We start from the raw sequence: 25,684 nt of genomic DNA, 5'->3' as shown, positions 1-25,684 counted from the left end.
GGCCCGGGCGGGCGGGGCAGGACGGGCCGGAGACCCGTTAGAGTCTCGCCGTGATCGAGATCGGCGCGCAGGTCGAGCTGTCCCACCCACCCGAGCGGGTCTGGCTGGCATTGACCGATCGGGAGCTGCTCGGCCGGTGGTTCGCCGAGGCCGAGACGCTGGAGGGCGTACCGGATCGGCTGTTGCTGCACACTGCCGGGTTGCCCGGCTTCGGGGCCGACGTCGAGGTCGAGGTGACCGACCGGCAGGAGCCGGAACGTCTCGTGCTGGCCTGCGACGAGGCCGGCCGGCTCAGCGAGGTGACCTGTGACGTCACGGCCACGACGCAGGGCTGCCGGCTGGAGGTGCGGGAGGTCACCACGCACGGCGGGTGGTCCGTCGAGCAGCAGAAGCCACGCGAGCAGCAACTCCGGCAGGCGCTGACCGTACGACTGCCGGCCATCCTCGACTGGCTCGCCTTCCAGGAGGTCGATCTACGGCGCGGCGACGGCGGGATGACCACCGAACTGCCGTTGGTCGGCGCGTCCCGCAACCGGCCGACCCGCGCCCGTCGGCGGACGGTGGCCGCCGTGCTGGTCGGGCTGGCGGTCCTCGGCGGGTCGGCGGCATGGGTGGCGCTCCCGGTCGGCGGGAAGCAGAGCGCCGCGCCTCCCGCACCCTCGTCCCCGTCGCCGTCCGTGACGGCCGTCGAGGTCGCCACCACCCCACGCGCGACAGCCTCCGTGCGTCCGTCGCGGACGGCCACGTCGCCGACCGTCCGTCCGAGTCGGACCCCGTCGGTGAAGCCGACACCGACAGCCACGGCGGCGGTGCCACCACCCCCGCCGCCGTTGACCGCCCGCTACAAGACCGACTCCAGCCGGCTGTTCGGCTACACCGGCGAAGTGGTGGTCGGCAATCCCGCAGCCACTCCGGCGGCGAGTTGGGCCGTGGTGGTCACCTTCGCCGACGGCAGCACCGTCGACGACGTCGAGGGTGCGGAGTCGCGACAGGACGGCAGGTCGATCACCTTCACCGGCACGGCCCTGCCGGCCGGCGGATCGCAGACGTTCCGCTTCGACGTACGCGACAACCGGCCCAAGGCCCGGGCGCCGGAGAGCTGCACGGTGGGCGGCAACCCGTGCGCCGGCCTCTGACCTGAGGCCTGTTTCATAAGAACTGGCCGGCCTGCGGCGGAACCGCAACGCCGCCGGATCGCCGCCCGGACTCCGCCTCGGCTCGACCGCCCTTATGAAACAGGCCTTAGGCTGCGGTCATGGCACTGCTGCACCGGGCCACACTGCGCCCCACGAAACTCGACCTGCTGGCCGCCTGGCTGCCGGACCAACAGTGGTTCGCCGGGCCGATCGGCGCCTCCGGCACGCTGACCGCCGCGGACGTGGTGAGCCGGGGCGCGTACCGCTTCGACGACCCGGCCGGTGAGGTCGGCATCGAGACGATGCTGATCGGCATCGCCGACGGGCCGGTCCACCAGGTCCCGCTCACCTACCGCGCCGCGCCTCTCGACGGAACCGAGGACTGGCTGGTCGGCACCACGGAACACTCGGTGCTCGGCACCCGATGGGTGTACGACGGCTGTGGCGACCCGATCTACGTCACCGCGCTCGCCCACGCGATTCTCACCGGCGCCGGTCAGGCGGAGCAGTACTTCGAGGTCGACGGCCGGCGCGAGGTGCGCGAGCCGACGGTCACCATCGTGGTCAGCGGTGGCGGCGAGGCCGACGTGCCCGCCATCGGCGCCGTGCGCCGGGTGGTCGACGAGGATCACACGCTCATCGACACCGACGCCGTCGGGCTGGTCGTCGTCCGCAGGCCGGGCGCCGAGGCGGACAGGTCGGCCGGGGCGATGCTGGGCGGCAGCTGGGATGGCCAGCCGACGACCGTGCCGCTGGCGTACGCCAAGCTGCTCTGACCTGCTTCTTCTGTGTGTGCGGTGGGCGGCCCGGGACGATCGGGCCGCCCACCGCGTTCACCACTGCGCCGGAGGCGGGGGCGGCGACACGGGCGGTCGGTCGTCGCAGGTGATGGTGTTGGGCAGCAGCCACGGTGCGAGCCAACCGCCGTCGTTGCCGCCGAGGTCGGTCAGCGTGAACTCCGAACCGGCCGGGGTGAAGTGGAACGACCCGCAGTTGTTGACGCCGACCGCGCCGACGTTGCGGGCGTCCACGTTGGCGAACGAGGCGGACCCGGCCGCGCGGGCGCTGACTACCGAGGTGCCGGTGCCGTCGACCCGGATGTCCCGGAACTGCACGTTGGTGATCGAGTAGAGGTCCTTCACCGGCCAGTCGCTGACCAGCATGATCGCGTTGTACGTGCTGTCGAGGTACGCGTCGCCGGTCACCTGGATGTCCGCGTCGATGCTGCGGTCCAGCGCGAAGATCCAGATCGCGCCGAGGCCGATGTTCCAGTTCAGCTCGTACGTGCCGGCGCGGGCGGTGGTGTTGTTGGTGATCCGCAGGTGCCCGGTGAACGGCTCCGCGCCGAAGCGGGATCCGGCGTGGATGCCGCTGCCCTCGCGGACCGGGTCGGCGACGAGGTTGTGCGACACGGTGGTGTCGGTGCCGCCGTAGATGGCGATGCCGTTGGCCAGGGTCGGTGACTGCACGGTGTTGTGGTCGAAGGTGTTGCGCGCGTTCGCCGTCTTCTCCGACCACATCGCCAGGCCGTCGTCACCGGTGTTGCGGACGAAGTTGTGCGCGACCAGGGAGTCGGTCACTCCGGTGTGGAAGTTGAGCGCGTCGGCGATCTGGTCGACGATGATGTTGTTGGTGACCCGGACGTTGCGCATCGGCCCGTCGAACCACACACCCACCTTGGTGTGGTGCAGGTAGAGCCCGTCGATGGTCGAGTCACTCATCGCGCCACCGATCGCGTTCACCTGGTCGGTGTCGATGCGCTCCCGAACGTCTCCCTCGATGGCGAAGCCGGAGAGGTGGACGTTGCGGCTGCCGCCGTCGGCGGCGTCCCGGCCGTAGAACCCGACGCCGGTGTGCACCGAGCCGTCCGGTGCGGGTGTGGGCAGGGCGACCTCGCGGCCCTTGATGATGGTGTGCCAGTTGCCGGCGCCCTCGATGGTCACGTCGTCGACGATGACGTGCCGGTTGACCTGGTAGGTGCCCGGCGGGATGTAGACCTTCAGGTGGGTGCGCCGGGCGAAGGCGATGGCCTTGTCCAGGGCGTCGGCGGAGTCCCGCCGGCCGGTCGGGTCGGCCCCGAAGGCCAGCACGTTCGCCGCGAGCAGCCGGACGCGCGGCGGGGCGACCAGTTCGGAGTCGAGCAGGTCGATGACCGTCCAGGCGGCCGCGCTGCCGGGTGGCGCGGTGAGCCGGATCCGGTCGCCGGCCCGGTAGGTGCGTCCGAGCAGGAGTCGCTGCTCGTCGTAGAAGTGGGTGGGACGGAACGGCGTGGTGATGCTCGGGTACGGGGTGGTGGCCGCCGGCACGCACTGGCACTCGGTGATCCACCAGTCCGGGTGCAGCAGCCCGGCCTGCGGGTCGTTGGTGAACGGGTACTGGTTGTAGAGCCACGAGTACTGCGACGTGAGCGTCATGGTGCGCAGGTGCTTACCGTTCGCCGCGACCTGTAGCGGCGCGGTGATCCCGCCGCCCTGCGGCGCGTCCGGGATGCTGTACCGCACGGTGATTCCGTTGGCCGCGCTGGGCAGGACGAACTCCACGTACTCCCCGGGGGTGAGCCGGACCGCCCGGCGGCCGGAGGCCTCGGCGGGCAGCGTGTAGGCGGACCGGTCGGGGCCGATGATCTCGCCGGTGGTGCGGGCGTTCTCGGCCTCCTGCTCGACGAAGCCGACGTTCGCGCCGCGCCCGGCGACCAACGCCGGGTCGAGGGCGGCCCGGGTGACGACGGGCGTCGCGCCGGGGGAGAGGGTCGGTCGGGCGACGGCCACGCTGGGGGTGACGACCAGCAGGGTGAGGCCGGCCGCGAGCGCGGCTGCGGTGGCGGCCGGACGGCCGGGGCGTCCCCGCGCCGGCATGATGGTCCGAAACATCGGTGACCCTCCTGGGTGGATGGTGGTGGGAGGCTCGCCCGGCGCCCCCGACGCCCGGCATTGATCGTCATGATGTCAGCACTAAACACCGCGCTGCAAGGTCGCAAGCGAACAACGAAAAGAAGCGACAATCAGGCCGCAAGAAATGGACGGTCGTCGAGTTGAGGTGATGCGCGTCGTCTGCCTCGACCAGCTCACGCCGGGCGTAGGCTGACACTCGTGGATCAAGAAGACCGGATCGCCCTGTTCCTCGACTACGAGAACCTCGCTCTCGGCGCGCGCGACCACCGTGGTGGCGCGGACTTCGACTTTCGGCCCATCGCGGACGCGCTGGCGGAACGAGGCCGGGTGGTGGTCCGCCGGGCGTACGCCGACTGGTCGTACTTCGACGAGGACCGACGGATGCTCACCCGGTCGCACGTCGAGCTGATCGAGATCCCGCAACGGATGGGCGCGTCCCGGAAGAACGCCGCGGACATCAAAATGGCCGTCGACGCCATCGAGTTGGCGTTCGAGCGCGACTACATCTCCACCTTCGTGATCTGCAGCGGGGACAGCGACTTCACGCCGCTGGTGCACAAGCTGCGCGAGCTGAACAAACGGGTCATCGGCGTCGGGGTCGAGGGGTCCACGTCGGCGCTGCTCCCACCGGCCTGCGACGAGTTCCTCTACTACGACCGGTTGGAGGGTCTGGACATCCCACCGCCCCGCAGCCAGCGGGCGCGTCCCACCCGCCAGGTCGGTGCGAACCAGCGCCCGCCCGAGCCCGAGCCCGAGCCCGAGGTGGACCGCCGACCCGCCGGCGAGGAGCCCGGCCGGGGGGACGTGGACACGCTCGCCGTGCTGGTCGCCCAGACGGTGGCCGGGTTGCAGGGCAGCGCCAACGGCGAGGTCACCGCGTCCCGGCTCAAGCGCACCCTGCTGCGTAAGGACCCCACGTTCAGTGAGTCCGACTACGGTTTCCGCACCTTCGGCGAACTGCTGCGCCACCTCGCCGAGCGCACCGTGGTCGAGCTGGCCGAGGGTCCGGCCAAGGGTGACCCGGAGGTCTCGCTACCCGAGCACGGTGACCGGGAGGTCGCGTTCGGCCTGCTCCGGGGCGTCGTGGCGGACCTGGGCAGTGGCGGCAACCCGGTGGCGTTGTCCGGGCTGAAGAACCAGGTACGCCGGGCCCGCCCCGACTTCAGCGAGAAGAAGCTCGGCTACCGCAGCTTCCTCCAGTTCTGCAAGGCCGCTGCCACGGCCGGCGTGCTGGACCTGCGCTGGAGCCCCGAAGCCGACGACTACCTCCTGACAACCCAGACCTGACCCCGCCTGCGTGAGGGTGAGGGTTCGCTGATTGGCAAGTCAGGGGCGAAAAATCCACCCGTTATGGTTTCGAACCGTCAACGCTTGACCCGAATTACGCCTGGATTGTCGCTCTTGCCCCGGTCCGGGCACACCTGCGCCGTACCCTCTGCGCGGGAATTGCTATACGGTCGGCGAATGAAGGTGGAGGAGCACTGGTGGAACGGAGACACGACCCCGCGCGGGCGCAGGGACGTGTACATCCGTACTGACGGGCAGGGTTGGGAGGTCCGCGCCCAGATCGGTGGGGCGTCGGGTCGTGAGCGGGTGCAGCAGTGCCCCAGCCGGGCCTCGGCGGCCATCCTCGCCGACGCCTGGCGCGGCACCCACCCATCCTGGCGCGAGCTGAAGCAGCGCTGATCCGGCACCGGGCCGGGTCGGCAACGCTCCCGGGCACCCCCAGCCCGGCGCGCGCGCCGACCGGCCCGGCGCTCGGTACACCGGACCGCCAGACGCTCAGCGGCCGATATTCGATCTCCTTGATCAAGTGATGAGAAATAGGTCCCGCAGAGCGGATTCAGCTACTTTCCATCACTCGATCAAGGCTTGGCGACGGGCTCGTGTCTCTGCCCTCAGGTCGGGTACACGAAGGTCTGCCGGTCGCGCCTGATGGAGGTCCCATGTCGCAGGGTCCCGCTGAGGAGAACCCCAGGCTCGACGAGGAGGTCCGGGAGGCCGAGCGACGGCTCGCCAACCTCACCGCCTCGTCGGACGACGTGCTGGACGACGACGCGCTGACCGACGACGACGCGCGAGCCCCGGACGAGGCACCCTCCGAGGGCAACCCTCATCAGGAGTGACATCCTCGCGCTCAGGGGCGGGGAACCGCCCCGTGCCCGTGTACGCCGGCCGTGACCCGCTCGCGCCGGTGCGCGCCGCGGGGGCGGAAGGACGAGGCCGGGGCCTGCCCGCGACTCACTGCCAACTCGTTGCCGCGCGACCGGAGGAACGGTCGTTCCAGCAGGTGGTAACTGAGGGCGGTGCCTCCCAGGGCGATGCCGATGCCGATCACGCCGACCGCAATGCTGGGCAGGCCGAGCCAGTTCCTGCTCAGGAGCACGATGGGGAGGGTGTGCCAGAGGTAGAGGCTGTAGCTGATCCGTCCGGTCGCCACCAGCGGTCGCCAGGACAGCAGCCGAGCCGGGCCCGCCGGGCGGGCCTCGTAGCCGGAGAGGATGAACAGCACGGCACACCCGACGGTCAGCGGGAGCGCGACGAGGCGGTAGGCCGGCGAGTAGGGATCACTGCCTAACGCCGTCCATAGTGCGACGAACGTGAACGCGGCCACCAGGATCGGGCGGCCGCCGATCCGGAGCCTCAGTGTCCGGCCCTGGGCCAGCGCGAAGGCGATTGCGGCGCCGACCAGCAATTCACTGGTGTGGGCCAGGGGGCCATAGTAGAACCACCAGCCGGGTTGGACGGCCGCGGCGAGGTAGACAGCCCCGGCGGCCAGCAGCGCGAGGCGTGTGGCGCGGGCCGCCGGCATGCGGCGGAGCCGCAGCACCGCCAGAGGCCAGAGCAGGTAGAAGTACCACTCCACCGAGAGAGACCACGTCATCGAGAAGGGGTCGATCGGGGCGCCCCCCAGTGTGACCCACAGCGACGTGGCCTGGACCGCGGCCACGAGACCGTGGCGCAGGGACGTCTCCGGGGAGAGGGCGCTGTCAGGCAGGAGCCAGGCCAGCGCGGTGATGCCCACCAGCGCCCCGACCAGCGGTGGGTAGAGCCGTCGTACGCGGTTCCGTAGGAAGCCCCCGTACGGCGGCATCCGCTTGACCAACAGTGTGGTGATGATGAAGCCGCTGAGGACGAAGAAGAGGTCGACTCCGATGTAGCCGCCCTCGAAGCCGGGGAGCCGCTGGCCGATCCAGTGGACGGCGCACACGGCCAGGATGGCGATGCCCCGGATGCCGTCGAGGTGGTCCACGCGACCCTTCGAGCCAGGTGAGCTCCGTGGGGAGTCGAACCTGGTGACCATGACATCGTTCACCGATGGAGAATTGCACATTTGTCCGGCCTCGTGGCGGTTATCGGTCTTCTGTCCATTGATGACTTCGTACTCCAGCTCAAGCCCTGGCACAGATGTCGACACGGGCCCTGGGGCCTGCCCGGCCGGTAGCTGCCGGACAGGCCCGTCGTTCGACGAGGGTTCAGCGTTTGAGCGTGAAGGTGAAGTCGCCGGAGAGCCTGCCGCTCAACCGGACCGCCGAGACGATCCTCCCTTCCCGGATCAGTCGATCGACCTCGCCGCGCGACAGACCACAACCGTCGGCGATCAGTCGTACCGGCCGGACCGGGATCCGTGCCGCGAAGCGGACGACCACGTCGATCACGTCGTGGTCGAGGTGATCCGATCCGTCGGTGTCCAGACGCCAGGCGTCGGTCCAGTCGAGGTCGAATCGGTTACGGCGCTGCACGATCGGGTCCTGGAGCAGTTCAGCGGTCAGCCCGCTGTCGTTGTCGTGCAGCCGGTCCAGCACCTCCGGGCGGATGGCGCGTACCGTCATCCGCTCCAGGACGGTGAGCTTCGCCGTGACCCCGCAGGCGGTGCAGAGCGCGAGGAGCCAGACGTCGATGAGTTTGTGATTGGCGTTGACGCGGAACCTGCCGCTCGGCCGCAGTCGCCGCGACGCGCAGGCGTGGCAGCGACGGCGGACGAGGGGCAGGCAGGTGGGCACGACGGCCCAGGTGATGAGCACAGAAGTACACCGGTTCCAGTGAGAAAGTCCGCAGCAAGAAGGAGCGCGGCGCACAGGGCGCGACGCGCGACAGATCAGCGCTCGGGAAATCTCACAGGGTGTACAACGGCACGTCCTTGCCTAGACGACCTGGTTGCGCAGCACGGTAACGGCGGACGACGCCGCCGCTCCACCGGTTTTCGCGCGCGCCTCCAGGTCGCCCGGCGACGTCAGGCGGTCGGGACCGGCAGCACCACGCCCTCGGCCGCCGAACGGTGCGCCAGCTCGATCAACTCGACGGTGGCGACCGAGTCCCGTGGGTCCACCGGCATCGGCGTGCCGTCGCGCAACGCCGCCGCGACCTGCGCGTAGAAGCTCTGGTACGACCCGGGCTGGGTGGTCACCGTCCGCAGGTCACCGTCGACGCCGAGCATGCCGTACCGCTCCGGCGGGACCTCGCCCCAGCCGGGCTGGTCCGGCCGGCCGCCGGCGTGCAGCGCCGCCTCCTGCACGTCCAGCCCGTACGTCGTGTAGCCGGCCCGGTCGCCCAGCACCCGCAGGCGGGGCCCGAGCTGGGCGGTCATCGCGCCCATCCACAGGTGCGAGTGCACCCCGTTGGCGTGGGTCAACGCCACGAAGGCGTCGTCGTCGACGGCCGCGCCGGCGCGGCGACGGTCCACCTCCGCATAGACGCGGTCGACCCGGCCGAAGAGCTGCACCGCCTGGTCGACGAGGTGCGCGCCCAGGTCGAAGAGAGCGCCGCCGGCCTCCTCGGGACCGGCCAGCTCCCGCCAGCCCGGCTTGATCGTCGGACGGAAACGCTCGAACCGGGACTCGAAGCGCAGCACCCGCCCCAACTCGCCCTGCTCCACCAGGCGGCGGGCGGTCAGGAAGTCACCATCCCAGCGCCGGTTCTGGAACACCGTCAACGGCACCCCACGCTCGGTCGCCTCGTCGACGAGCGCGCGGCCCTCCGGGGCCGTCGCGGCCAACGGCTTGTCCACCACGACCGGCAGCCCGGCCGCGAGCGCCGCCCGCGCCATCGGCACATGGAGCCGGTTCGGCGTCGCCACCACGACCAGGTCGAGATCATCAGGGGTACGCCAGAACTCGTCGGCGTCGTCCACCAGGCGGGCATCCGGGAAGAGCTGCCCGGCCTGCTCACGCCGCTCGGGATCCCGGGTCACGATGGCATCGAGCCGCAGCCCGGGCGTCGCGGCGATCAGCGGTGCGTGGAACACCCGACCCGCCAACCCGTACCCCAGCAGACCAACCCGCAGCGCCTCCGCCATGCCCGTGCCCCCATCTTCCTGGTCCGCGCCCCGATGCGGCGGCGGTACCGCGGAGGAGAATCTACGCCCCGAGCGGGCCGGCGTGATCTCGACCCGGTGCTGGTCAGGCCGTTGGGTCGGCCCGAAGGTAGGTGAGGACCGCGAGCACCCGACGGTTGGTGTCGTCGCTCGGAGGCAGGTCGAGCTTCAGCAGGATGTTGCCGACGTGCTTGCCCACCGCCGCCTCGGTGACGTGCAGCCGGGAGGCGATCGACGCGTTCGACCGGCCCTCGGCCAGCAGCGTCAGCACCTCGCGTTCCCGAGCGGAGAGCGCGGCGAGCGGATCGCGCGGACGGTGCAGGAGTTGCCGGACCACGTCCGGGTCGATCGCCGTGCCGCCGGCCGTGACCCGACGCAGCGTGTCGACGAACTCGGTGACCTCGGCCACCCGGTCCTTGAGCAGGTAGCCCACCCGCTGGCCGTCGCCGCTGTCCAGCAGCGCCGCCGCGTACCCCGTCTGCACGTACTGACTGAGCACCACGACCGGAAGGTGCTGTCGCTCGGCGCGTAACGCGACGGCCGCGCGCAACCCGTCGTCGCGGCGGCCCGGTGGCATCCGGATGTCGGTCAGCACGAGGTCCGGTTCGTGCTCGCGGGCAGCGTCCAGCAGTTCCGGCGCGGAGCCGACGGCGGCGCAGACCGTGAAGTCGAAGCGGGTCAGCAACCCGACCAGGCCCTCCCGCAGCAGCACCTCGTCCTCGGCGAGCACCACCCTGGTCAGCGACGGCACGGCAGCTCCACCCGGATCAGGGTAGGCCCACCGGGCGGGCTGGACAGCAGGAGCCGGCCGTCCACGGCGGCGACCCGGTCGGCGAGACCGGTCAGGCCCGTACCCAGGCTCGGGTCGGCGCCGCCTCGACCGTCGTCGGACACCTCGACCACCAGGTCGCCGCCGGTCCGGGTGAGGCGAACGTCCGCGTGGGTCGCCCCGGAGTGCCGGACCACGTTGCCCAGCGCCTCGGACACCACGAAGTACGCGGTGGTCTCGACGATCTCCGGTAGCTCGCCGTCGAGGTCGGCGCGGACGGTGACAGCGACTGTGGACGCGTCGGCCAACTCCTGCGCGGCGCCGGCCAGGCCGAGGTCGGTGAGGCTCTGCGGGCGGATGCCGTGCACCAGTTGCCGCAGCATCACCATCAGGCCCCGGGCCTGGTCGTGCGCCACGGCGAGGGGCCGGGCGGCGGGGGAGTCCTCGGGTACGTCCAGCCGGGCCAGGCCGAGCTGGAGGGTGAGGCTGGTCAGCCGGGGCTGTGCCCCGTCGTGCAGGTCGCGCTCGATCCGGCGTCGCTCGGCCTCGTAGGCGCTGACCAGGCGGGTACGGGAACGGGCGACCTCGCGCAACGCCGCCGCATCGACCGGCCAGGCCAGCGCCCAGCGGGCCACGGTGGCCTGGACGGCGGTGAACAGACCGGCCGAGTAGCAGAGGACCGGCAGGAGCAGCACACCCACTATCGCGTACGGGACGGCCTCACCGGTGGTCTCGATCGGCTGCCAGATCACCACCGGCTCGTTCGGGTCGCCGGCCAGCCAGGGGCTGGTGATCAGCCCGAGGTCGAACACCAGCAGCAGAAGGAACACCCAGTACGTGATCGGGGTGACCCCGCCCAGCCAGAACAGGTACGCCACCTCCCGCCATCCGGCGGCGGTGCGGTAGCGGGCGACCAGGCCCGGCCACGGCGACGGAGGCAACGGGCGGCCGTCCACGAGGCGCAGTCGCCACCGCTCGACGGCGGCCACCGGGAAGCTGACGATCGGCGCCAGCGCCAGCACGGTGAGGCTGCCGACCGCCAGGAACAGCATGAGCGGGACGCCCGGCGGGCGGTCGTGCAGCAGCAGCCCGTTGACGGCGGCGAGCAGGGGCGCGCCGATGACGAGGAGCCCGACGGCGAGCACGCCCGCGATCGGCACGGTGCTGACCAGGTAGGCCAGCGCTCGCCAGGGCCAGGCGGAGACCAGCCAGTCGCGGCGGCGCAGCGCCTCGGCCAGGTGGGAAGGACGTTCCGGGGTCATGCCACAGACGCTAATCGTGGGCGAACGGCCGCCCCAGCCGTCCAGATCCACTCTCCGGGGTAGGTCCAGCACTACCGACCAACGGGTGTGCGGGGCTCGGAAACGGGAAGAACGCGACGTCATGCGGTCCGCGTGACCTGCGCCGACGGCGGCTGGAGAGACATGGGTGCCAGAACCTTCGTGGTGGTAGGTGGTACCAGTGGGCTCGGCCTCGCGGTGGCCCGGTTGCTGGTCGACGAACACCGGGTCGTGGTGTTCGGCGACGAGGCGTCCGAGGTCGCCGCGACAGCCGACGAGCTGGGGTGCGACGGCGCGGTCTGCGACATCTCCTCGTACGAACAGGTCAGTGAGGGCTTCGCCGAGGTGGTGCAGCGCTACGGCACGATCGACGGAGTGGCGGCCTGCGCGTCGATGTGGGCGGGCGGCGAGCTGGCGGACCTGTCGGTGGAGCACATCCGCCGGGCCGTGGAGATCAACGTTTTGGGTATCACGTACCTCCTGCGGGAGGCGGTGGGGCACCTGCACCGACAGGGCCACGGCAACGTCGTGTACATCGGCGCGCTGGCTCTGGCGGCCCCTCGGCCCGGTATCCCCGTCTACCGGGCCACCAAGAGCTACGGCAGCAGCCTGGTCGATTCGCTGGCCGAGGCCCAGCACAGCAACCGGGTCAAGGTGATGCAGCTGCATCCCGGGCCGATGCCGACGCGGCTACAGGAACGGGTGGGGGCCGAGTTCCTGGACGAGGTGTACGCCATGCCGGAACAGGTCGCCACCGAGGTCGTCCGGTTACTGCTGCTCGAACCCGACGACCTCTACGTCTCCGGTGAGCGCGTGCTGCGCGCGGACGGGCGGTGGTGACGGCCGCAGCCGGACCCGACGACCGTCCGGCCTCGGCGTGGGCGCCGCTGCGGACCGCGGTCTACCGCAACCTGTGGCTGGCCCTGCTCATCGCCAACATCGGTACCTGGATGCAGACCGTCGGTGCGCAGTGGCTGCTGATCCACCACTCCAACGCATCCACACTGGTCGCGCTGGTCCAGACCGCGAGCCTGCTGCCGGTGCTGCTGCTGGCGTTGCCCGCCGGTGTACTGGCGGACAGCTTCGACCGCCGGCACCTGCTGATCGCCGTGCAGCTGTTCCTGGTGGCGGTGGCGGTGTTGTTGACGCTGCTCACCCTGACCAACCGGATGCCCCCGGCGCTGCTGCTCACCCTCACCTTCGCGTTCGGGGTCGGGCAGGCGCTCACCCTGCCGGCCTGGGCTGCGGTGATCCCGGAGCTGGTGCCACAGGACCAGCTGCGGTCGGCGTCCGCGCTCGGTTCGATCAGCGTGAACGTGGCGCGGGCCGTCGGGCCGGCCGTGGCCGGCGTGCTGATCGCCCGCACCGGTGTAGCCCCGGTCTTCGGCCTCAACGCCATCGCGTTCGGAGTGTTCACGTACGCGTTGTGGCGCTGGCGGCCCGGCGACGCCCGCGCGGTCGAGGTGCCCGAGCGGTTCGCCGCCGCGTTGCGCGCAGGGAGCCGCTACGTACGCCACTCGCCGACCGTGCGCCGGCTGTTGCGCCGCGCGCTGGTCTTCGTCGTGCCGGCCAGCTCGCTGTGGGCGTTGCTGCCGCTGGTGGCCAGCCGGCGACTGGGGTTGGGCTCCGGCGGGTACGGGCTGCTGTTGGCCGCCCTCGGCGTGGGTGCCATCGCGGGTGGCGTGTTGCTGGCGGTGATCCGCACCCGCCTGTCGGCCAACCAGCTCCTGCTGACCGCCGGGGCGCTGTTCACCGTGGCGCTGACCGTGGTCGGCACCGTGGACGCGGTGCCACTGGTGCTGCTCGCCCTGCTGCCCGCCGGGATGGCCTGGGTGACGGTGCTGGCCAACGTCAACGCCGAGATGCAGCTCTTCCTGCCCAGTTGGGTACGGGCCAGAGGTCTGGCCGTCTACCAGGTCTGTTTCGCCGGCGGGCAGGCGGTCGGCGCGCTCATCTGGGGGCTCGTGGCCGACATGGCCGGGTTGGCTATCGCCTACCTCGCGGCGGCGGCGCTGATGTTCGTCGGCACCGTGACGAGTCGGATCTGGCCCTTGCCGAACCTGCGGGCGGTGAACCGGGAACCGGCCGCCTACTGGCCCCAACTGCACCTGGCGCACGAGCCGGATCCGGGGGTGGGGCCGGTGCTGGTCATGGTGCAGTACACCGTGCGGCCGGAGCGGACCGAGCCGTTCCTGGCGGCTATGGACCTGGTACGCGGCGCGCGCCAGCGCACCGGCGCGATGCGTTGGGGGCTGTTCCGGCCGGCGGAGACGACAGACCGGTTCGTTGAGGTGTACCTGGTGCCGTCCTGGGACGAACACCTGCGCCAGCACGGCGGCCGGTTGACGGGCGAGGACCGCGCGACCGAGGAACGGGCCCGGGAGCTGACCGACGGCGAACCGGACGTACGACACCTGGTGCCCGCCGCCGCCGGCCCGGCACTGTCCGACGACCGCGAGGCCGTGTGACCGGACCTCGGCGGCAGGGTGCGAGCGCGCGCCAGCGGCGCGGCGTACGGCGTACGCCCGCGTTGTTAGGATGACCGCACCATGGCGAGTGAGCGTAAGGCGACTGCGGACCCGGCCCGGAGCCTGGCCATCCTCTGGCGCACCACGGAGCCGGCCAGCCGCAGCGCGGGGCCCGGGCTCAGCGTCGATCGGATCGTTCGGGCCGCGATCGACATCGCCGACGCGGAGGGTCTCGACGCGTTGACAATGCGTCGGGTCGGCGAGGCGCTGGGTGTCGGCACCATGTCGGTCTACACCTACGTGCCGGGTAAGGCCGAACTCGTCGCCGTCATGATCGACAGCGCGTACGGCGAGATGCCGCGCCCCACCGTCGAGGGCGACTGGCGGGCCCGGCTGGAACGGATCGCGCGCGACAACCTGGCGCTCTACCAGCGGCATCCCTGGATGCTGCGGGCCGAGACGACCCGACCGGTGCTCGGCCCGCACCTGGTCGCGAAGTACGACTACGAGCTCGGCGCGGTCGCCGACATCGGGCTCAGCGACGTCGAGATGGACGCGGTGCTCACCCTGGTGCTCGGCCACGTGAAGAGCGCGGCACGGGCCGCCTCCGAGGTGGTCGACCTGGAACGCGAGACCGGTATGACCGACGGCCAGTGGTGGCAGTCGCACGCGCCCTGGCTGGAGACGTTCATGACGGCGGACGCGTACCCGACCGCCTCCCGGGTCGGCACCGCCGCAGGCCAGCAGCACGGCGCCGCGTACGGCCCGGAGTACGCCTTCGAGTTCGGTCTGCAACGCGTCCTCGACGGGATCTCGGTGGTGGTCGCCGAGCGGGCGACCGCCGGCTAACCCGGCACCGCTGGCACTGCCAGCCGGGCCAGGGTGCGCGCCGACGCGCTGCCCGGCTCGGCGTGGTAGACGACAAGCGACTGGGTGGTGCCGCTGATCGTGAACTTCTCGTAGCGCAACTCCAACTCGCCCACCTGCGGATGGTGGAACACCCGCAATCCACCGCCGGCGCGGGCGCTGACGTCGTGTCGAGCCCACAACCGGCGAAACCGTTCGCTGCCGGCCGTCAGCTCGTCGACCAGCTCGGTGAGCCGGGGGTCGTCCGTCTCGGTGCCGACCTGCGCGCGCAGTCCGGCCACCGCGTTCGCCGCGACCGCCGTGAGGGCGGGGTAGAGCGCCGGCACGCTCGGGTCCAGGAAGACCGCGCGCAGCAGGTTCACCCCGGCGGTGAAGATGGGTGCCAAAGCGGTCGCCAGGGGATTGGCGAAGAGCACGTCCAGATACCGACCGTGCACGAACGCGGGTGTCTCGGTCCACGACCCGACCAACTGCCGGACTCCCGCCGGCACCCGCTCCGGCCGTCGCGCCGGGCGGCGGGCCGGGACCGGTGCGCCGAGGCGGTGCAGATGCGCCGTGGCCTCCGCGTCCAGCAGCAGCGCGCGGGCCAGCGCGTCGAGCACCTGCGCCGACGGGTGCCGGTCCCGGCCCTGCTCCAACCGCAGGTAGTAGTCGGCGCTGATGCCGGCGAGCAGGGCCGCCTCCTCACGACGCAGGCCGGGCACCCGGCGACGGCCGTGCGCGGGCAGCCCGACGTCGCCCGGCCCGATCAGCTCGCGCCTGGCACGCAGGTACTCACCGAGCGGGCCGGCCGTGCTCACCAGCCCATCGTAGGAGCGGCGACCGGCCGCCCATCCTGGTCCTGCCACTACCAGGAAAACCAGGACCCGGACATCGCCCGCTGGTTGGGTGACAGTGGCTGGCATAAGCGTGATCGGAAGATGGGACAGAGATGACTGAGCGAATTGTGACCCCGTTTGGTTTCGCCTCGACCGCCGACGAGGTCGTCGCCGGGGTCGACCTGACCGGCAGGCGGGCCGTCATCACCGGAGGGGCCGCCGGGATCGGCGTCGAGACCGCCCGCTCGCTGGCCGCCGCCGGCGCCGAGGTGGTGCTCGGGGTCCGCCGGGTCGCCGCCGGTGAGCAGGCCGCGGCCGACATCGCGGCCAGTATTGGCGCGGACCGGGTCACCGTCCGCGAATTGGACCTGGCCGACCAGGATTCGGTACGCCGATTCGTCGCCGACTGGGACCAGCCGCTGCACATCCTGGTCAACAACGCCGGGATCATGGCGCTGCCGGAGTTGGAGCGCACCGCCGAGGGCTGGGAGATGCAGTTCGCCACCAACTTCATGGGGCACTTCGCGTTGACCGTCGGCCTGCACGGCGCGCTCGCCGCCGCCGGAGGCGCCCGGGTCGTGTCGGTCAGCTCCAGCGGCAACCTGTTCTCCCCCGTGATCTTCGATGATCTGCACTTCGCGTTCCGCCCGTACGACCCGTTGCTGGCGTACGGGCAGTCCAAGAGCGCCGAGGCGTTGCTCGCCGTCGAGGCGACGCGCCGCTGGTCCGGCGAGGGCATCTACGCCAACGCGTTGAACCCCGGAGCCATCGCCACCGGCCTGCAGAAGCACACCGGTGGGCTGCGGACCCCGAAGGAGCGGCAGAAGACCCCGCAGCAGGGTGCCGCGACCTCGGTGCTGCTCGCCGCATCCCCGCTGCTCGACGGCATCGGCGGTCGCTACTTCGAGGACTGTGCCGAGGCCGCGGTCGTCACCGAGCGGCCAGCCGACTACACCGGTGTGGCCGCGTACGCGGTCGACCCGGGCAACGCCGAGCGGCTCTGGGACGTGGCGTCGGACCTGATGTCCCAGGCCGCCGTCTCCAGCGGCCGCTGAGGACGAGGGCCGGGCCTGGGAGAACGCGCCCGAGCCCGGCTGCCCAGGTGGTACGACTGGGGCGGCAGTTGACGTCAGGGAAGGCGGGCGATGACGAACGGGCTTGCCAACCGGCTGCTCCAGCGCCGTGAGAATCCCCGCCGGACGTCGTTCCTGGAACTCTTCTTCGACCTGGCGTTCATCTTCGCGCTGACCCGGCTGTCCCGGGTGTTGCTCGACGACCTCAGCATGGGCGGCGGCTTCCGGGTGTTGATCCTGTTGGCGGCGCTCTGGTGGGTGTGGTTCGTGACCGCGTGGTCGGCGGACTGGTTCGACCCTCGTGCCCCGCTGATCGTCGTACTCCTGCTCTGGGTGATGTTCGGCGGTCTGCTGATGGCCGCCGCCGTGCCCACCGCGTTCGACTCCCACGCCCTGGTGTTCGCCGTCGCCTACGTCGCCATCCACCTGGGCCGGGGCGCGCTGTTGCTCCCGGCGCTGCGGGGGCATCGGCTGCAGTCGCGCAGCGCGCGGGTGGCGATCTGGTTCGCGATCTCCGGCGTGCTCTGGATCGTCGGGGCGTTCGTCGCCCCGGCTAGGGAGATCCTCTGGGCGCTCGCCCTGCTGCTGGAGTACGCCCTCGCACGGCTGCGCTGGCCCTTCCCGTGGCTCGGGCGCAGCACCTGGCCGGAGCTTCAGGTGAACGGAGATCACCTCTCCGAGCGCTACCAGCAGATCTTCATCATCGCGTTGGGTGAGCTGATCCTGATCGCCGGCGTGACGTACAGCGGCTCCGGCATGGACCGGGAGAGCACAGTGGCGTTCGCCCTGGCGTTCGTGACCGCGGTGGCTCTCGCCCGGCTCTACCTGGTGCCCGCCGGCACGCGGTTGGGCGCCGCCGTCGTGGCGGCCGGGCCGCCGGGCAGCATGCTGGCGCTCATGGCCGGCTACCTGCACCTGGTCATGATCGCCGGGGTCCTGGCTACCTCGGTCGCGATGGAGATGACGATCGATGACCCGGGTGGCCGTGACAACGGACAGTTGGCCGTCGGCGTGATCGGCCCGGCGCTGTTCCTCACCGCCCGGATCCTGCTCGCGGCCGCTGTCGACGGCGGTCTGCCCTGGGCGCGACTGATCGGTGTGCCGGCGATCATCGTGGCCGGGCTGGCGACCTGGAAACTCACGCAGCTCGTCAGCAGCGCGGTAATCGCCGGGGTGTTGCTGCTGATCGTCCTGGTCGACGCGATGCCCATACTGTGGCGGACGGCGCAACGGTACGACGCGGCCAGCCGGCCGGACCGGTAGCCGCGCGATGGCAGAGGAAACAGGGCAGCACGGCGACCCACCGCGTGTGCGCGACGTGGTGGAGTTGCGGGTGCACGGTGTGTCCGGGGCGGAGCCCGGAATCATTCTCGGTCAGGGGCCGGCCCGGCAGGTCGCCGGCGACGACAGCGGGGGCTTCCACCGCGCCGAACGGTCCGACGGCGGCGGCCCGGACGGGGTGACGCTCGAGGCGTACCGCTGGGGTGATCTGCCCTCGGGCACCGTGGCCCGGACCCTCTCCCTGGTCCTCCTGCTGCCGTTCATGCTCAGCAACCTGGCGGTGTGGATGCGGCCCACGGCCCGCCGCAGCGGCGCCTGGGTCACCATGCTGTGCCGGCTCCTCGCGCTTGACCTCACAGTGCTGTACGTGGTGTCCACCGCCGGAGTCGCCCTCGACCTGCTCGCCTGGCGGTGTCTCGGCGCGACGCGCTGCAGGGGCCCGTTCGACGCGGTGGGCGGGCTCGACGGGCGTCAGGTCGGGTTGCGGCTGGCAGTCCTGTCGCTCCTGCCGATCGCCGCCGTCGCGTTCCTCCGGTTGCTCGGCACCCGACGGCCCCGCCCGGCCGGCAAACCCCTGTGGGCCGTCGAGCCGCTGGTGGGTCGGTTGCGGGCGATCCACGTGGCCGCCGCGCTCGCCATGCTCGATCTGATACTGCTCGCCGCCCGAGTATCAGGCGGCGCGACTGCCGTGACCGCCCTGCTGCTGACGCTCAGCCTCGCGGTGCTGCTGGGCTGCGCCGGACTGCTCGTCGTGCCCGGCCTGCTCGATCGGGCGGCAATGACGTGGATGGTCACCCGGACCGCCGGGACGCTACGCGCGGTGGCCGTCGGCCTGACCGCGGCCACCCTCGCCGCCATCGTCCTGGACGAGCGGGCCTGGCCCTCGGCGGCCGCCCTGCCCGGCTACGACACCATCGCGACCTGGGCGCTGCTCGGAGAGATGATCCTGCTGGTGTCGCTGAGTGCGCTGGTGCTGTGGCACCACGGCCGTGGGGACCGTCGCCGTGCGTTGTCGCGGGGGTTGGGCTCGGCGGTGGTCGCGGCCTTCGCGGTCGGCCTCGCCGGAGCGTTCTCCGCCAACCTCGTCTACCAGAGCGGGAACCTGCTGGACGGCTACCGCGGCGACGGCGGGCCGCCGGTGCCGTACCAGTGGACGCTCCTGGCGTTCTTCCTGCACGTCACCGTCGGTGTCCTGGTGTGCGTCGCGTTGACCCTGACGACTCGGCGACGCCGTCGCCGCGCTGCCGCAGCGGTCACGGCCCGCGACTTCTCGACGGTGACACCGGAGGGCGTCGGGCGGCTGCGTCAGGTGACGAATGCGGTCGCCCGCGCGCGGTTCGTCGAGTGGGTGGGACTGCTCGCCGTCGCGTGGGCGACGCTCACGCTTATCGGACTTGCCGCAGGCCTGTTGCGGCTGTTCGACCTGACACCCGACGAACTGGCGACGCGGTTTCTCGGGCTTCCGGTCGGAGTGGTCGGCATGGGGCTTGCCCTGGGTAGCTACTTCGCGGCGGCGGCGGTGATCGCCCTGCTCCTGGGTGGGGTGTTCGCCTACCGGACGCCGTGGTTCCGCCGGCACGTCGGCATCCTGTGGGACCTGGGCACCTTCTGGCCCCGGGCCGCGCACCCTTTCGCGCCTCCGAGCTACGCCGACCGGGCGGTACCGGAGCTGGCGCACAGGATCACCCAACTGACCGAGCGGCACGACGGGGTGCTGCTCTGTGGGCACAGCCACGGGTCCGCGTTGCTCGCTCTCGCTGTGCTGCGGCTGCCTCCGCGCGTCCGTGCGCGGGTCGCGCTGCTCACCTATGGATCGCCGCTGGACCGCCTGTACGCCCGGATCTTCCCCGCCTACCTGAACGAGGAGGTGCTGCGGCAGGTCGGGGAGCGGGTCGAGTGGCGATGGCTCAACCTGTGGCGGGACACCGACCCCATCGGTGGCTGGATCTTCGCCGCCCACCGGCCCGGTGATCCACCTCCGGACCCGACCGATCCGGCCGGCCGGGTCGACCGGCGGTTGCGGGATCCGTCGGACCTGCTGCCAGCGCCGGGGGAGCGCCGTCCGCCGCCGATGCGGGGTCACCACCCGGGCGAGTCCGACCCCGAGTTCCGGGCGGCGGTGAGCGAGCTCGTGGGCCGCCTCCGTCGTTCTGGCTGAGGCCTCCTGACCACGGGCGGCAGTGCGTGGACTCGATGCGGCTCAGGGATCCTCGGGCGAACGGTCGGTCTCCGCCACCATCGCGCGGACCTTCCGCAGGGTGGCGTCTGGGGCACGGATAGCGGCCCGCCAGCGGTCCAACGTCCGGGTGAGTACCCGGACCACGAACTGCAACTGGTTGACCTGCTCGCGGAGCACGCCCAGCTCGGATCGTGCGGTGAGCGCCTCGCCCTCCAACTGGGTGATCCGCGTCTGCAACGGCTGCACCAGGGTGAGAGCGGCCTCGGTGAGGGTGTCGGCGGCGTCGGCCCTGAACTTGCCGCGCTGCACCACCACTGTGGCGATCGCGGCGAGACCGGTGCTTCCGCCGACGATGCCGAGCACACTGAGCGCCAGCTGCACCCAGTGCGGTGCGGCCGGCGCCGGGGAGGTCATCACGTGACACCTACCTGCAGGGGTTCGTAACTCACAACCTCGCAAGCCCGGGCCAGGCGGCGCAGGTCGACGGTGATCTGCGCGGCCCGCCAGAGCGACCCGACCGTCACCGCCATGACGAACGACGTCGCGACGAGGGATTGTCGACCCGACATGGCCACCAGGGCCACCGCGTACATGCCGGTGATCGTGCCGAGCACCAGGACCGACGCGAGTTCGAGGCCGAGCCCGGTGGAGAGCCGGCCGGGCCACAGGATGCCCAGCAACCCGCCCACACCCACCGCGATCAGCCCCAGCTCCCAGGCGACCTGGATGGGCCCGGGCATGGCCGTCTGCACAGAGGTCGGCCGGACGTCGAGGGTCATCATCAGAACGCCACACACGGGTGCCGCGATCAGGACAGCGATCTCGTACGGTTGGTGTCGGGATCGGATACGGAGGGTTCCCACGGCAACTCCTTGGTCGAGGAACGGCCTTCCGCAGCGGCCCAACGGGCCGGTGCCGTCCGCTCGCGACTGTGGAGCGGCATGCCGACGCTGGTTGCGGTGCGGATGGACGGTCGTAAGGCGAGGAGATGGAGCGACTCGACGTCGTTGGCTGCCGGTATCTGCCTGTGTATCACCGACGGCCGGTTGTCGTCCACTGCGTGTCACGTCGCATTACCGCAGGTCAGAGGCGGGTATGGACTGTTTTCGGCGTACCGCGCGGAGGGAACGCGGCGTGTCGACCGCACCGCCAGCTCGGTGACCAGGAGTGTCAAATATTTTACCGAGCGTGACGGCGGTGCGGTCGGGCCTCCGATCGGTCAGCGGTCGAGCAGGGCCCGCAGCGCCCGGACCACCTCGGCCGGTGCCTCCTCCGCCATGAAGTGCCCAGAGGTGACCGTCCGGTGCTCCAGGTCGGGCGCCCAGGCCCGCCACACCCCGGCCGCGTCATAGCCCAGCGCGGCCCCCCAGTCCTGCTGGAGCACTGTCACCGGCATGCGGAGCTGGTTGCCGGCCGCCCGGTCGGCGCTGTCGTGGTCCACGTCGATGCCGGCCGACGCCCGGTAGTCGGCGACGATCGAGGTGACCGCGCTACGGGACGCACGCAGGTAGGCCGCCCGCACGTCCGCCGGTAGCGCCTCCGGATCACGGGTCCAGACGTCCAGGAAGTGGCCGAAGAAGGCGTCCGGGCTCCCACCGATCAACTCCTCGGGCAGTCCGGGTGGCTGCGCCATGAGGTACAGGTGGAACGCGACCGCCGCCGAGGTGCCGTGCAGCACCTCCCACATGTCCAGGGTGGGCACCACGTCGAGCAACGCCAGCCGGCTGATCGCCGTCGGGTGGTCCAGGCCGGCGCGGAAGGCGACCAGCGCACCCCGGTCGTGGCCGGCCAGCGCGAACCGTTCGTGACCGAGCGCGCCGGCCAGCGCCACGACGTCGGCGGCCATGGTCCGCTTGGCGTACCCGGTGCCGTCGGTGTCGACGGGCTTGTCGCTGTCCCCGTAGCCGCGCAGGTCGGGGCAGATGACGGTGTGGTCGGCGGCCAGGTCGGCCGCGACGTGCCGCCACATGAGGTGGGTCTGCGGGAAACCGTGCAGCAGCACGACAGCGGGTCCGGATCCGCCGACGGCGACGTTGAGCGTCACACCGTCGGCGACGGTCACGCGCCGGTAGTCGAATCCGTTGATCCTGGGGTCCACGGGAGAACCTCTCTGGTGAGCAGTGCCGGCGGGGGCGGTGGCCCCACGTCGTCGTACGTCGTCGAGCCTTCTCCGCACTGATCAGCAAGCGGTCAGCGTCGGATCAGCGCCGGCCGGCCCTCGCCTAGATTGGTGCCATGACCAGGCAGCCGACCGCACCGGACGCGGTGACCTTCGGCGTCCTCGGGCCGGTGACCGCCGTCACCGAGCGTGGCCCGGCACCGCTGCGCGGGCACCGGCAGCGCCTGGTGCTGGCCCGGCTGTTGATCGCCCACGGGCGGGTGGTGCCGGTGCGGCGCCTGGTCGACGACCTGTGGGAGGACGCGCCGGACGGCGCGGTGGGCGCGATCCGGACCTTCGTCGCCGACCTGCGCCGGGCACTGGAGCCCGACCGGCCACCCCGACAGCCGCCCCGGATCCTGGTCACCGAGCCACCGGGGTACGTGCTGCGGGTCGCCCCGGACGCGGTGGACGCCGGCCGGTTCGAGGCAGCCGTCGGCGAGGCGGGTCCACTTCTCGCGGCGGGTCGTCCCGCGCAGGCCCTGACCGCCCTGGACGAGGCACTCCGGCTCTGGCGGGGCCCCGCGTACGCGGACTGCGCGAACGAGATCTGGGCGGCGGCGGAGATCAACCGCCTGGACGAGTTGCGCATGCTGGCCGTCGAGCGGCGGGCGGAGGCGCTGCTGGCACTGGGCCGGCCGGACGAAGCCGCCGCCGACCTGCCGGCTCACCTGGCCAGCCATCCGCTGCGGGAGGACGCCTGGCGGTTGCTCGCGGTGGCCCGGTACCGCGCCGGTCGGCAGGGGGACGCCCTCGCTGCGCTTCGCGAGGCGCGCGACGTCCTGGTGACGCAACTGGGCGTGGACCCCGGGCCCGAGTTGCAGAGGCTGGAAGCCGACGTCCTGGCCCAGGCGCCGCATCTCACCCCGGTCCTCGATGACGCTGCCACTCCCCGCCACCGGGAGCCCGCAGCACCGGGGCCGGCGCGGCGGCGTCCGTTCGTCGGCCGGGCAGTGGAGCTGGACCGCCTACGGCACGCCGCCGACGCCACGCGCCGACGCCGCACGCCCACCCTCGCGCTCCTCGGCGGCGACCCGGGTGCCGGAAAGACCGCGATGGCCGAGACGGTGGCCCGGCAGCTCGCCGACGAGGGCTGGACCACGACGTGGGGACGCAGCCCGGAGTACGAGGGAGCCCCGCCGGCCTGGCCGTGGACCCAGGTCACCGACGCGCTCACCGGACTGGTGGAGGCCCCCGGTCCGACCGACGAACCGGGCGACCCCGCCGGTGGGCGATTCCGTCGGCACCGGGCGGTGGCGTCGTTGATCGCGGCGGTCGCCGACCGGGGGCCGCTGCTCGTGGTCCTCGACGACCTGCACCGCGCCGACGGTGACACCCTGGACCTACTGACCGCCCTGCTCACCGGTCCACACCCGGCCACCGGGCCGGTGCTCGTTCTCGGCACCTACCGGGCCACCGAGATCAGTCCGGAGCTGACCGCCGCACTGGCCCGCGTCGCCGGGCTGGAACCGACCCGGGAGTACCTGGCCGGCCTCTCCGCGTCGGCGACGGGTGAGTTGGCCCGCGCCGTCGTCGGCGCGGCACTCGCCCCGAGCACCGCCCAGTTGATCCACGACCGCAGCGGAGGCAACCCGTTCTTCGTCCGCGAGCTGGCCCAGCTGTACGCGAGCGAGGGGGAGACCGCACTGGCCTCGGTGCCGCCCGGGGTGCGCGACGTGATCCGGCACCGGCTGGCGCAGCTACCCACGCCGACGCGCACCGTGCTGCGGCAGGCCGCCGTGCTCGGCCGGGACCTCGACCTGGAGATCCTCACCTCCCTCGCGGGCGACCACGCAGTCGTGCTGGACGCCGTCGACCGCGCCCTGCAGGCCGGTTTCCTCGCCGAGCGGGAGCCCGACGGTCAGCTGCGCTTCACCCACATCCTGGTCCGCGACACGCTCTACGCCGACCTGTCCACACCGCGTCGTGCCGCCTGGCACGCGACGATCGCCGAAGCGCTGCGACAACGAGATCCGGTCGAGCCCGCCGCGATCGCGCACCACCTGCTCAGCGCCGGTGGACGGGTGGCTGCCGGTCGCGCCGGGGCGTACGCCCGCACGGCTGCCGAGCAGGCCGAACGTGGCGGCAACCCGCACGAGGCGGCCCGCCTGTGGCGGCAGGTGATCGAGGCGTACGACCGGGCTGGCGGCGTCGAGCAGCGTGAGCGGTTGACCGCACTGCTCGGTCTGGGGCGCGCGTTGGCCGTGACCGGGCGGCTGGCCGAGGCGAGAGGGCGACGTGCCGAGGCGATCGCCGCCGCCGAGTCGGTCGGTGATCCGCTGCTGATCGAGGAGGTGCTGGCCGGCTTCGACGTACCCGCCATCTGGACGCGCAACGACGACGACAGGCTCTCCGGGCACATCGTCCGAGCCGCCGAGCAGGCCTTGAGCGCTCTCGGCCCGACCGGCTCGGCGCGGCGCAGCCGACTCCTGAGCACCCTTGCGCTGGAGCTGCGCGGCACCACCACCGACAGTGGTCGCCGGGCGGCGTACGAGGCCGAGACCCTCGCCCGGACGGTCGGCGACCCCGGGTTGCTGGCCTTCGCGCTCAACGCCCGCTTCATGCACACCTTCCAGCGCGTCGGCCTGGCCGGTGACCGGGCCCGCATCGGTCGCGAATTGGTCGACCTGGCCGCTCGGCACCAGTTGGTGACCTTCGAGGTGCTCGGCCACCTCGTGCTGGTCCAGGCGTACTGCGCGCTGGCCAACCGGCCCGCAGCCGACGAGCACGCCCGTGCCGCCGACCGCCTCGCCGAGCGGTACGAGCTGCCGTTGGTCGCGGTGTTCACCAGGTGGTTCGCCGCTCTGCGCCTGGCTCTCGACGGCGAGGCGGCCTCGGCGGCGGACGCCTTCCACGCGGCGGCCCGCCACCTGCCCGCGGACGGTATGCCGGGCCTGACCCGTGGGCTGCTCCCGCTCGCGCTGCTCGGCCTGCGGCTGGCCGAATCCGTCGACGACGGGACCGACGGTCTCGACCAGCCGCTTCCCGGCCTGGGCTGGGCGGGTACGGACTGGGGGCCGCACGAGCCGTGGGTCCGGCCGTTGCTGCTGCTCGCCGACGGCGACCGGGACGCTGCGGCAGCGGCCGTGCGGGCACTTCCGGGAGGGCCGCACGATCTTCTGAGGGAGGTGCGCCTCTGCCTCGTCGGTCGGGCGGCGCGTGCCCTCGGTGACCGGGCCACGATGGAACGGGTCCACGCCGAACTGTTGCCGGCGGCGGAGGAACTGGCTGCCGGCAGCGGCGTGCTCACCGTCGGCCCGGTGGCCGGGCACCTCGCCGCCCTGGCCGGCGCACTGGGCCGCGAGGAGGAGTCGGCTGCGCATCGCCGGGTCGCCCGCGCGGTCAGCGCCCGGGCCCGGACCGCCACCCCCGCCCGCTGATCGCCGTTCGCCGTCCACGGCGACTTGCCGATTTTCCTCGGAACCCGTCGGTGGGTGCGGTCAGATGGGA

At 71.9% G+C, this 25,684-nt stretch carries 22 protein-coding genes; 12 read left to right on the top strand and 10 right to left on the bottom strand.

Features of this window, described 5'->3' with window-relative positions; all coding sequences use genetic code 11:
- Window positions 1-50: 50 nt before the first annotated feature.
- A complete protein-coding gene (locus FHU34_RS24325; protein ID WP_145784407.1) occupies window positions 51-1,136 on the top strand; it encodes an SRPBCC domain-containing protein in 1,086 nt (361 codons plus the stop codon).
- Between the two features lie 119 nt (window positions 1,137-1,255).
- Complete coding sequence (locus FHU34_RS24320; protein WP_145784406.1) at window positions 1,256-1,912, top strand: CG0192-related protein; 657 nt, start codon at window positions 1,256-1,258, stop codon at window positions 1,910-1,912.
- A gap of 57 nt (window positions 1,913-1,969) precedes the next feature.
- Here the strand turns inward: FHU34_RS24320 and FHU34_RS24315 are convergent, their stop codons facing one another.
- Window positions 1,970-4,006, bottom strand: a complete 2,037-nt coding sequence (locus FHU34_RS24315; RefSeq protein WP_145784403.1) for a glycosyl hydrolase family 28-related protein — start codon at window positions 4,004-4,006, stop codon at window positions 1,970-1,972.
- A gap of 219 nt (window positions 4,007-4,225) precedes the next feature.
- On the opposite strand from FHU34_RS24315, the gene FHU34_RS24310 reads away from it, so the two are divergent.
- The 3 genes from FHU34_RS24310 (at window position 4,226) to FHU34_RS24300 (ending at window position 6,153) form a co-directional block, all read left to right on the top strand.
- On the top strand, window positions 4,226-5,314 hold the full coding sequence (locus FHU34_RS24310) for a PIN domain-containing protein (RefSeq protein ID WP_145784401.1): 1,089 nt from the start codon (window positions 4,226-4,228) through the stop codon (window positions 5,312-5,314).
- Between the two features lie 177 nt (window positions 5,315-5,491).
- Window positions 5,492-5,713 carry a hypothetical protein gene (locus FHU34_RS24305; protein ID WP_030335934.1) on the top strand — a complete coding sequence of 74 codons (222 nt, stop codon included), beginning with the start codon at window positions 5,492-5,494 and terminating at the stop codon, window positions 5,711-5,713.
- A 260-nt stretch (window positions 5,714-5,973) separates the two neighbouring features.
- Complete coding sequence (locus tag FHU34_RS24300) at window positions 5,974-6,153, top strand: hypothetical protein (protein ID WP_145784398.1); 180 nt, start codon at window positions 5,974-5,976, stop codon at window positions 6,151-6,153.
- An 11-nt stretch (window positions 6,154-6,164) separates the two neighbouring features.
- On the opposite strand, the gene FHU34_RS24295 is transcribed toward FHU34_RS24300, so the two are convergent.
- From FHU34_RS24295 to FHU34_RS24275, 5 genes are all read right to left on the bottom strand, one after another.
- A complete protein-coding gene (locus FHU34_RS24295) occupies window positions 6,165-7,280 on the bottom strand; it encodes an acyltransferase family protein (protein ID WP_167524893.1) in 1,116 nt (371 codons plus the stop codon).
- A 223-nt stretch (window positions 7,281-7,503) separates the two neighbouring features.
- Window positions 7,504-8,052 (bottom strand): DUF1062 domain-containing protein, encoded by a 549-nt coding sequence (locus tag FHU34_RS24290; protein WP_145784394.1) that lies wholly within the window; start codon window positions 8,050-8,052, stop codon window positions 7,504-7,506.
- Window positions 8,053-8,261: 209 nt separating this feature from the next.
- A complete protein-coding gene (locus FHU34_RS24285) occupies window positions 8,262-9,323 on the bottom strand; it encodes a Gfo/Idh/MocA family oxidoreductase (protein ID WP_145784392.1) in 1,062 nt (353 codons plus the stop codon).
- 103 nt (window positions 9,324-9,426) lie between these two features.
- On the bottom strand, window positions 9,427-10,092 hold the full coding sequence (locus tag FHU34_RS24280) for a response regulator transcription factor (protein ID WP_145784390.1): 666 nt from the start codon (window positions 10,090-10,092) through the stop codon (window positions 9,427-9,429).
- A complete protein-coding gene (locus tag FHU34_RS24275) occupies window positions 10,080-11,372 on the bottom strand; it encodes a sensor histidine kinase (protein ID WP_145784387.1) in 1,293 nt (430 codons plus the stop codon). Before FHU34_RS24275 ends, FHU34_RS24280 begins: the two co-directional genes overlap by 13 nt.
- A 162-nt stretch (window positions 11,373-11,534) precedes the next feature.
- On the opposite strand from FHU34_RS24275, the gene FHU34_RS24270 reads away from it, so the two are divergent.
- From FHU34_RS24270 to FHU34_RS24260, 3 genes are all read left to right on the top strand, one after another.
- Window positions 11,535-12,230, top strand: coding sequence for an SDR family NAD(P)-dependent oxidoreductase (locus FHU34_RS24270; protein WP_145784384.1), 696 nt, complete (start codon window positions 11,535-11,537; stop codon window positions 12,228-12,230).
- Window positions 12,224-13,858 carry an MFS transporter gene (locus tag FHU34_RS24265; RefSeq protein ID WP_145784382.1) on the top strand — a complete coding sequence of 545 codons (1,635 nt, stop codon included), beginning with the start codon at window positions 12,224-12,226 and terminating at the stop codon, window positions 13,856-13,858. Before FHU34_RS24270 ends, FHU34_RS24265 begins: the two co-directional genes overlap by 7 nt.
- 81 nt (window positions 13,859-13,939) lie before the next feature.
- Window positions 13,940-14,707, top strand: a complete 768-nt coding sequence (locus FHU34_RS24260) for a TetR/AcrR family transcriptional regulator (RefSeq protein WP_145784378.1) — start codon at window positions 13,940-13,942, stop codon at window positions 14,705-14,707.
- Here the strand turns inward: FHU34_RS24260 and FHU34_RS24255 are convergent.
- On the bottom strand, window positions 14,704-15,525 hold the full coding sequence (locus FHU34_RS24255) for a helix-turn-helix transcriptional regulator (RefSeq protein ID WP_244311815.1): 822 nt from the start codon (window positions 15,523-15,525) through the stop codon (window positions 14,704-14,706). The genes FHU34_RS24260 and FHU34_RS24255 overlap by 4 nt on opposite strands.
- A 131-nt stretch (window positions 15,526-15,656) precedes the next feature.
- On the opposite strand from FHU34_RS24255, the gene FHU34_RS24250 reads away from it, so the two are divergent.
- The 3 genes from FHU34_RS24250 (at window position 15,657) to FHU34_RS24240 (ending at window position 20,055) form a co-directional block, all read left to right on the top strand.
- Window positions 15,657-16,598 (top strand): SDR family NAD(P)-dependent oxidoreductase, encoded by a 942-nt coding sequence (locus FHU34_RS24250; protein WP_145784374.1) that lies wholly within the window; start codon window positions 15,657-15,659, stop codon window positions 16,596-16,598.
- A gap of 90 nt (window positions 16,599-16,688) precedes the next feature.
- Window positions 16,689-17,879 carry a low temperature requirement protein A gene (locus FHU34_RS24245; protein WP_145784372.1) on the top strand — a complete coding sequence of 397 codons (1,191 nt, stop codon included), beginning with the start codon at window positions 16,689-16,691 and terminating at the stop codon, window positions 17,877-17,879.
- Between the two features lie 7 nt (window positions 17,880-17,886).
- The gene (locus FHU34_RS24240) at window positions 17,887-20,055 is read left to right on the top strand and encodes a hypothetical protein (RefSeq protein WP_145784369.1); all 2,169 of its coding nucleotides are present in this window, start codon (window positions 17,887-17,889) and stop codon (window positions 20,053-20,055) included.
- A gap of 42 nt (window positions 20,056-20,097) precedes the next feature.
- Here FHU34_RS24240 and FHU34_RS24235 read toward each other — a convergent pair whose 3' ends face one another.
- From FHU34_RS24235 to FHU34_RS24225, 3 genes are all read right to left on the bottom strand, one after another.
- Window positions 20,098-20,490, bottom strand: a complete 393-nt coding sequence (locus tag FHU34_RS24235) for a hypothetical protein (protein ID WP_244311814.1) — start codon at window positions 20,488-20,490, stop codon at window positions 20,098-20,100.
- Window positions 20,490-20,939 (bottom strand): hypothetical protein, encoded by a 450-nt coding sequence (locus FHU34_RS24230; protein WP_145784365.1) that lies wholly within the window; start codon window positions 20,937-20,939, stop codon window positions 20,490-20,492. The genes FHU34_RS24235 and FHU34_RS24230 overlap by 1 nt, the downstream gene beginning before the upstream one ends.
- Window positions 20,940-21,295: 356 nt before the next feature.
- Window positions 21,296-22,174: an alpha/beta fold hydrolase gene (locus FHU34_RS24225; protein WP_145784364.1), complete on the bottom strand. Its 879-nt coding sequence runs from the start codon at window positions 22,172-22,174 to the stop codon at window positions 21,296-21,298.
- Between the two features lie 137 nt (window positions 22,175-22,311).
- Between FHU34_RS24225 and FHU34_RS24220 the strand changes: the two genes are divergently transcribed.
- Window positions 22,312-25,614, top strand: coding sequence for an ATP-binding protein (locus FHU34_RS24220; RefSeq protein ID WP_145784362.1), 3,303 nt, complete (start codon window positions 22,312-22,314; stop codon window positions 25,612-25,614).
- Window positions 25,615-25,684: the final 70 nt, after the last annotated feature.

It is taken from the genome of Micromonospora taraxaci (genome assembly GCF_007830095.1).
GTDB classification, from domain to species: domain Bacteria; phylum Actinomycetota; class Actinomycetes; order Mycobacteriales; family Micromonosporaceae; genus Micromonospora; species Micromonospora taraxaci.
The sequence above is the reverse complement of the archived record's forward strand: the minus strand, read 5'-3'. Positions and strand labels throughout refer to the sequence as shown.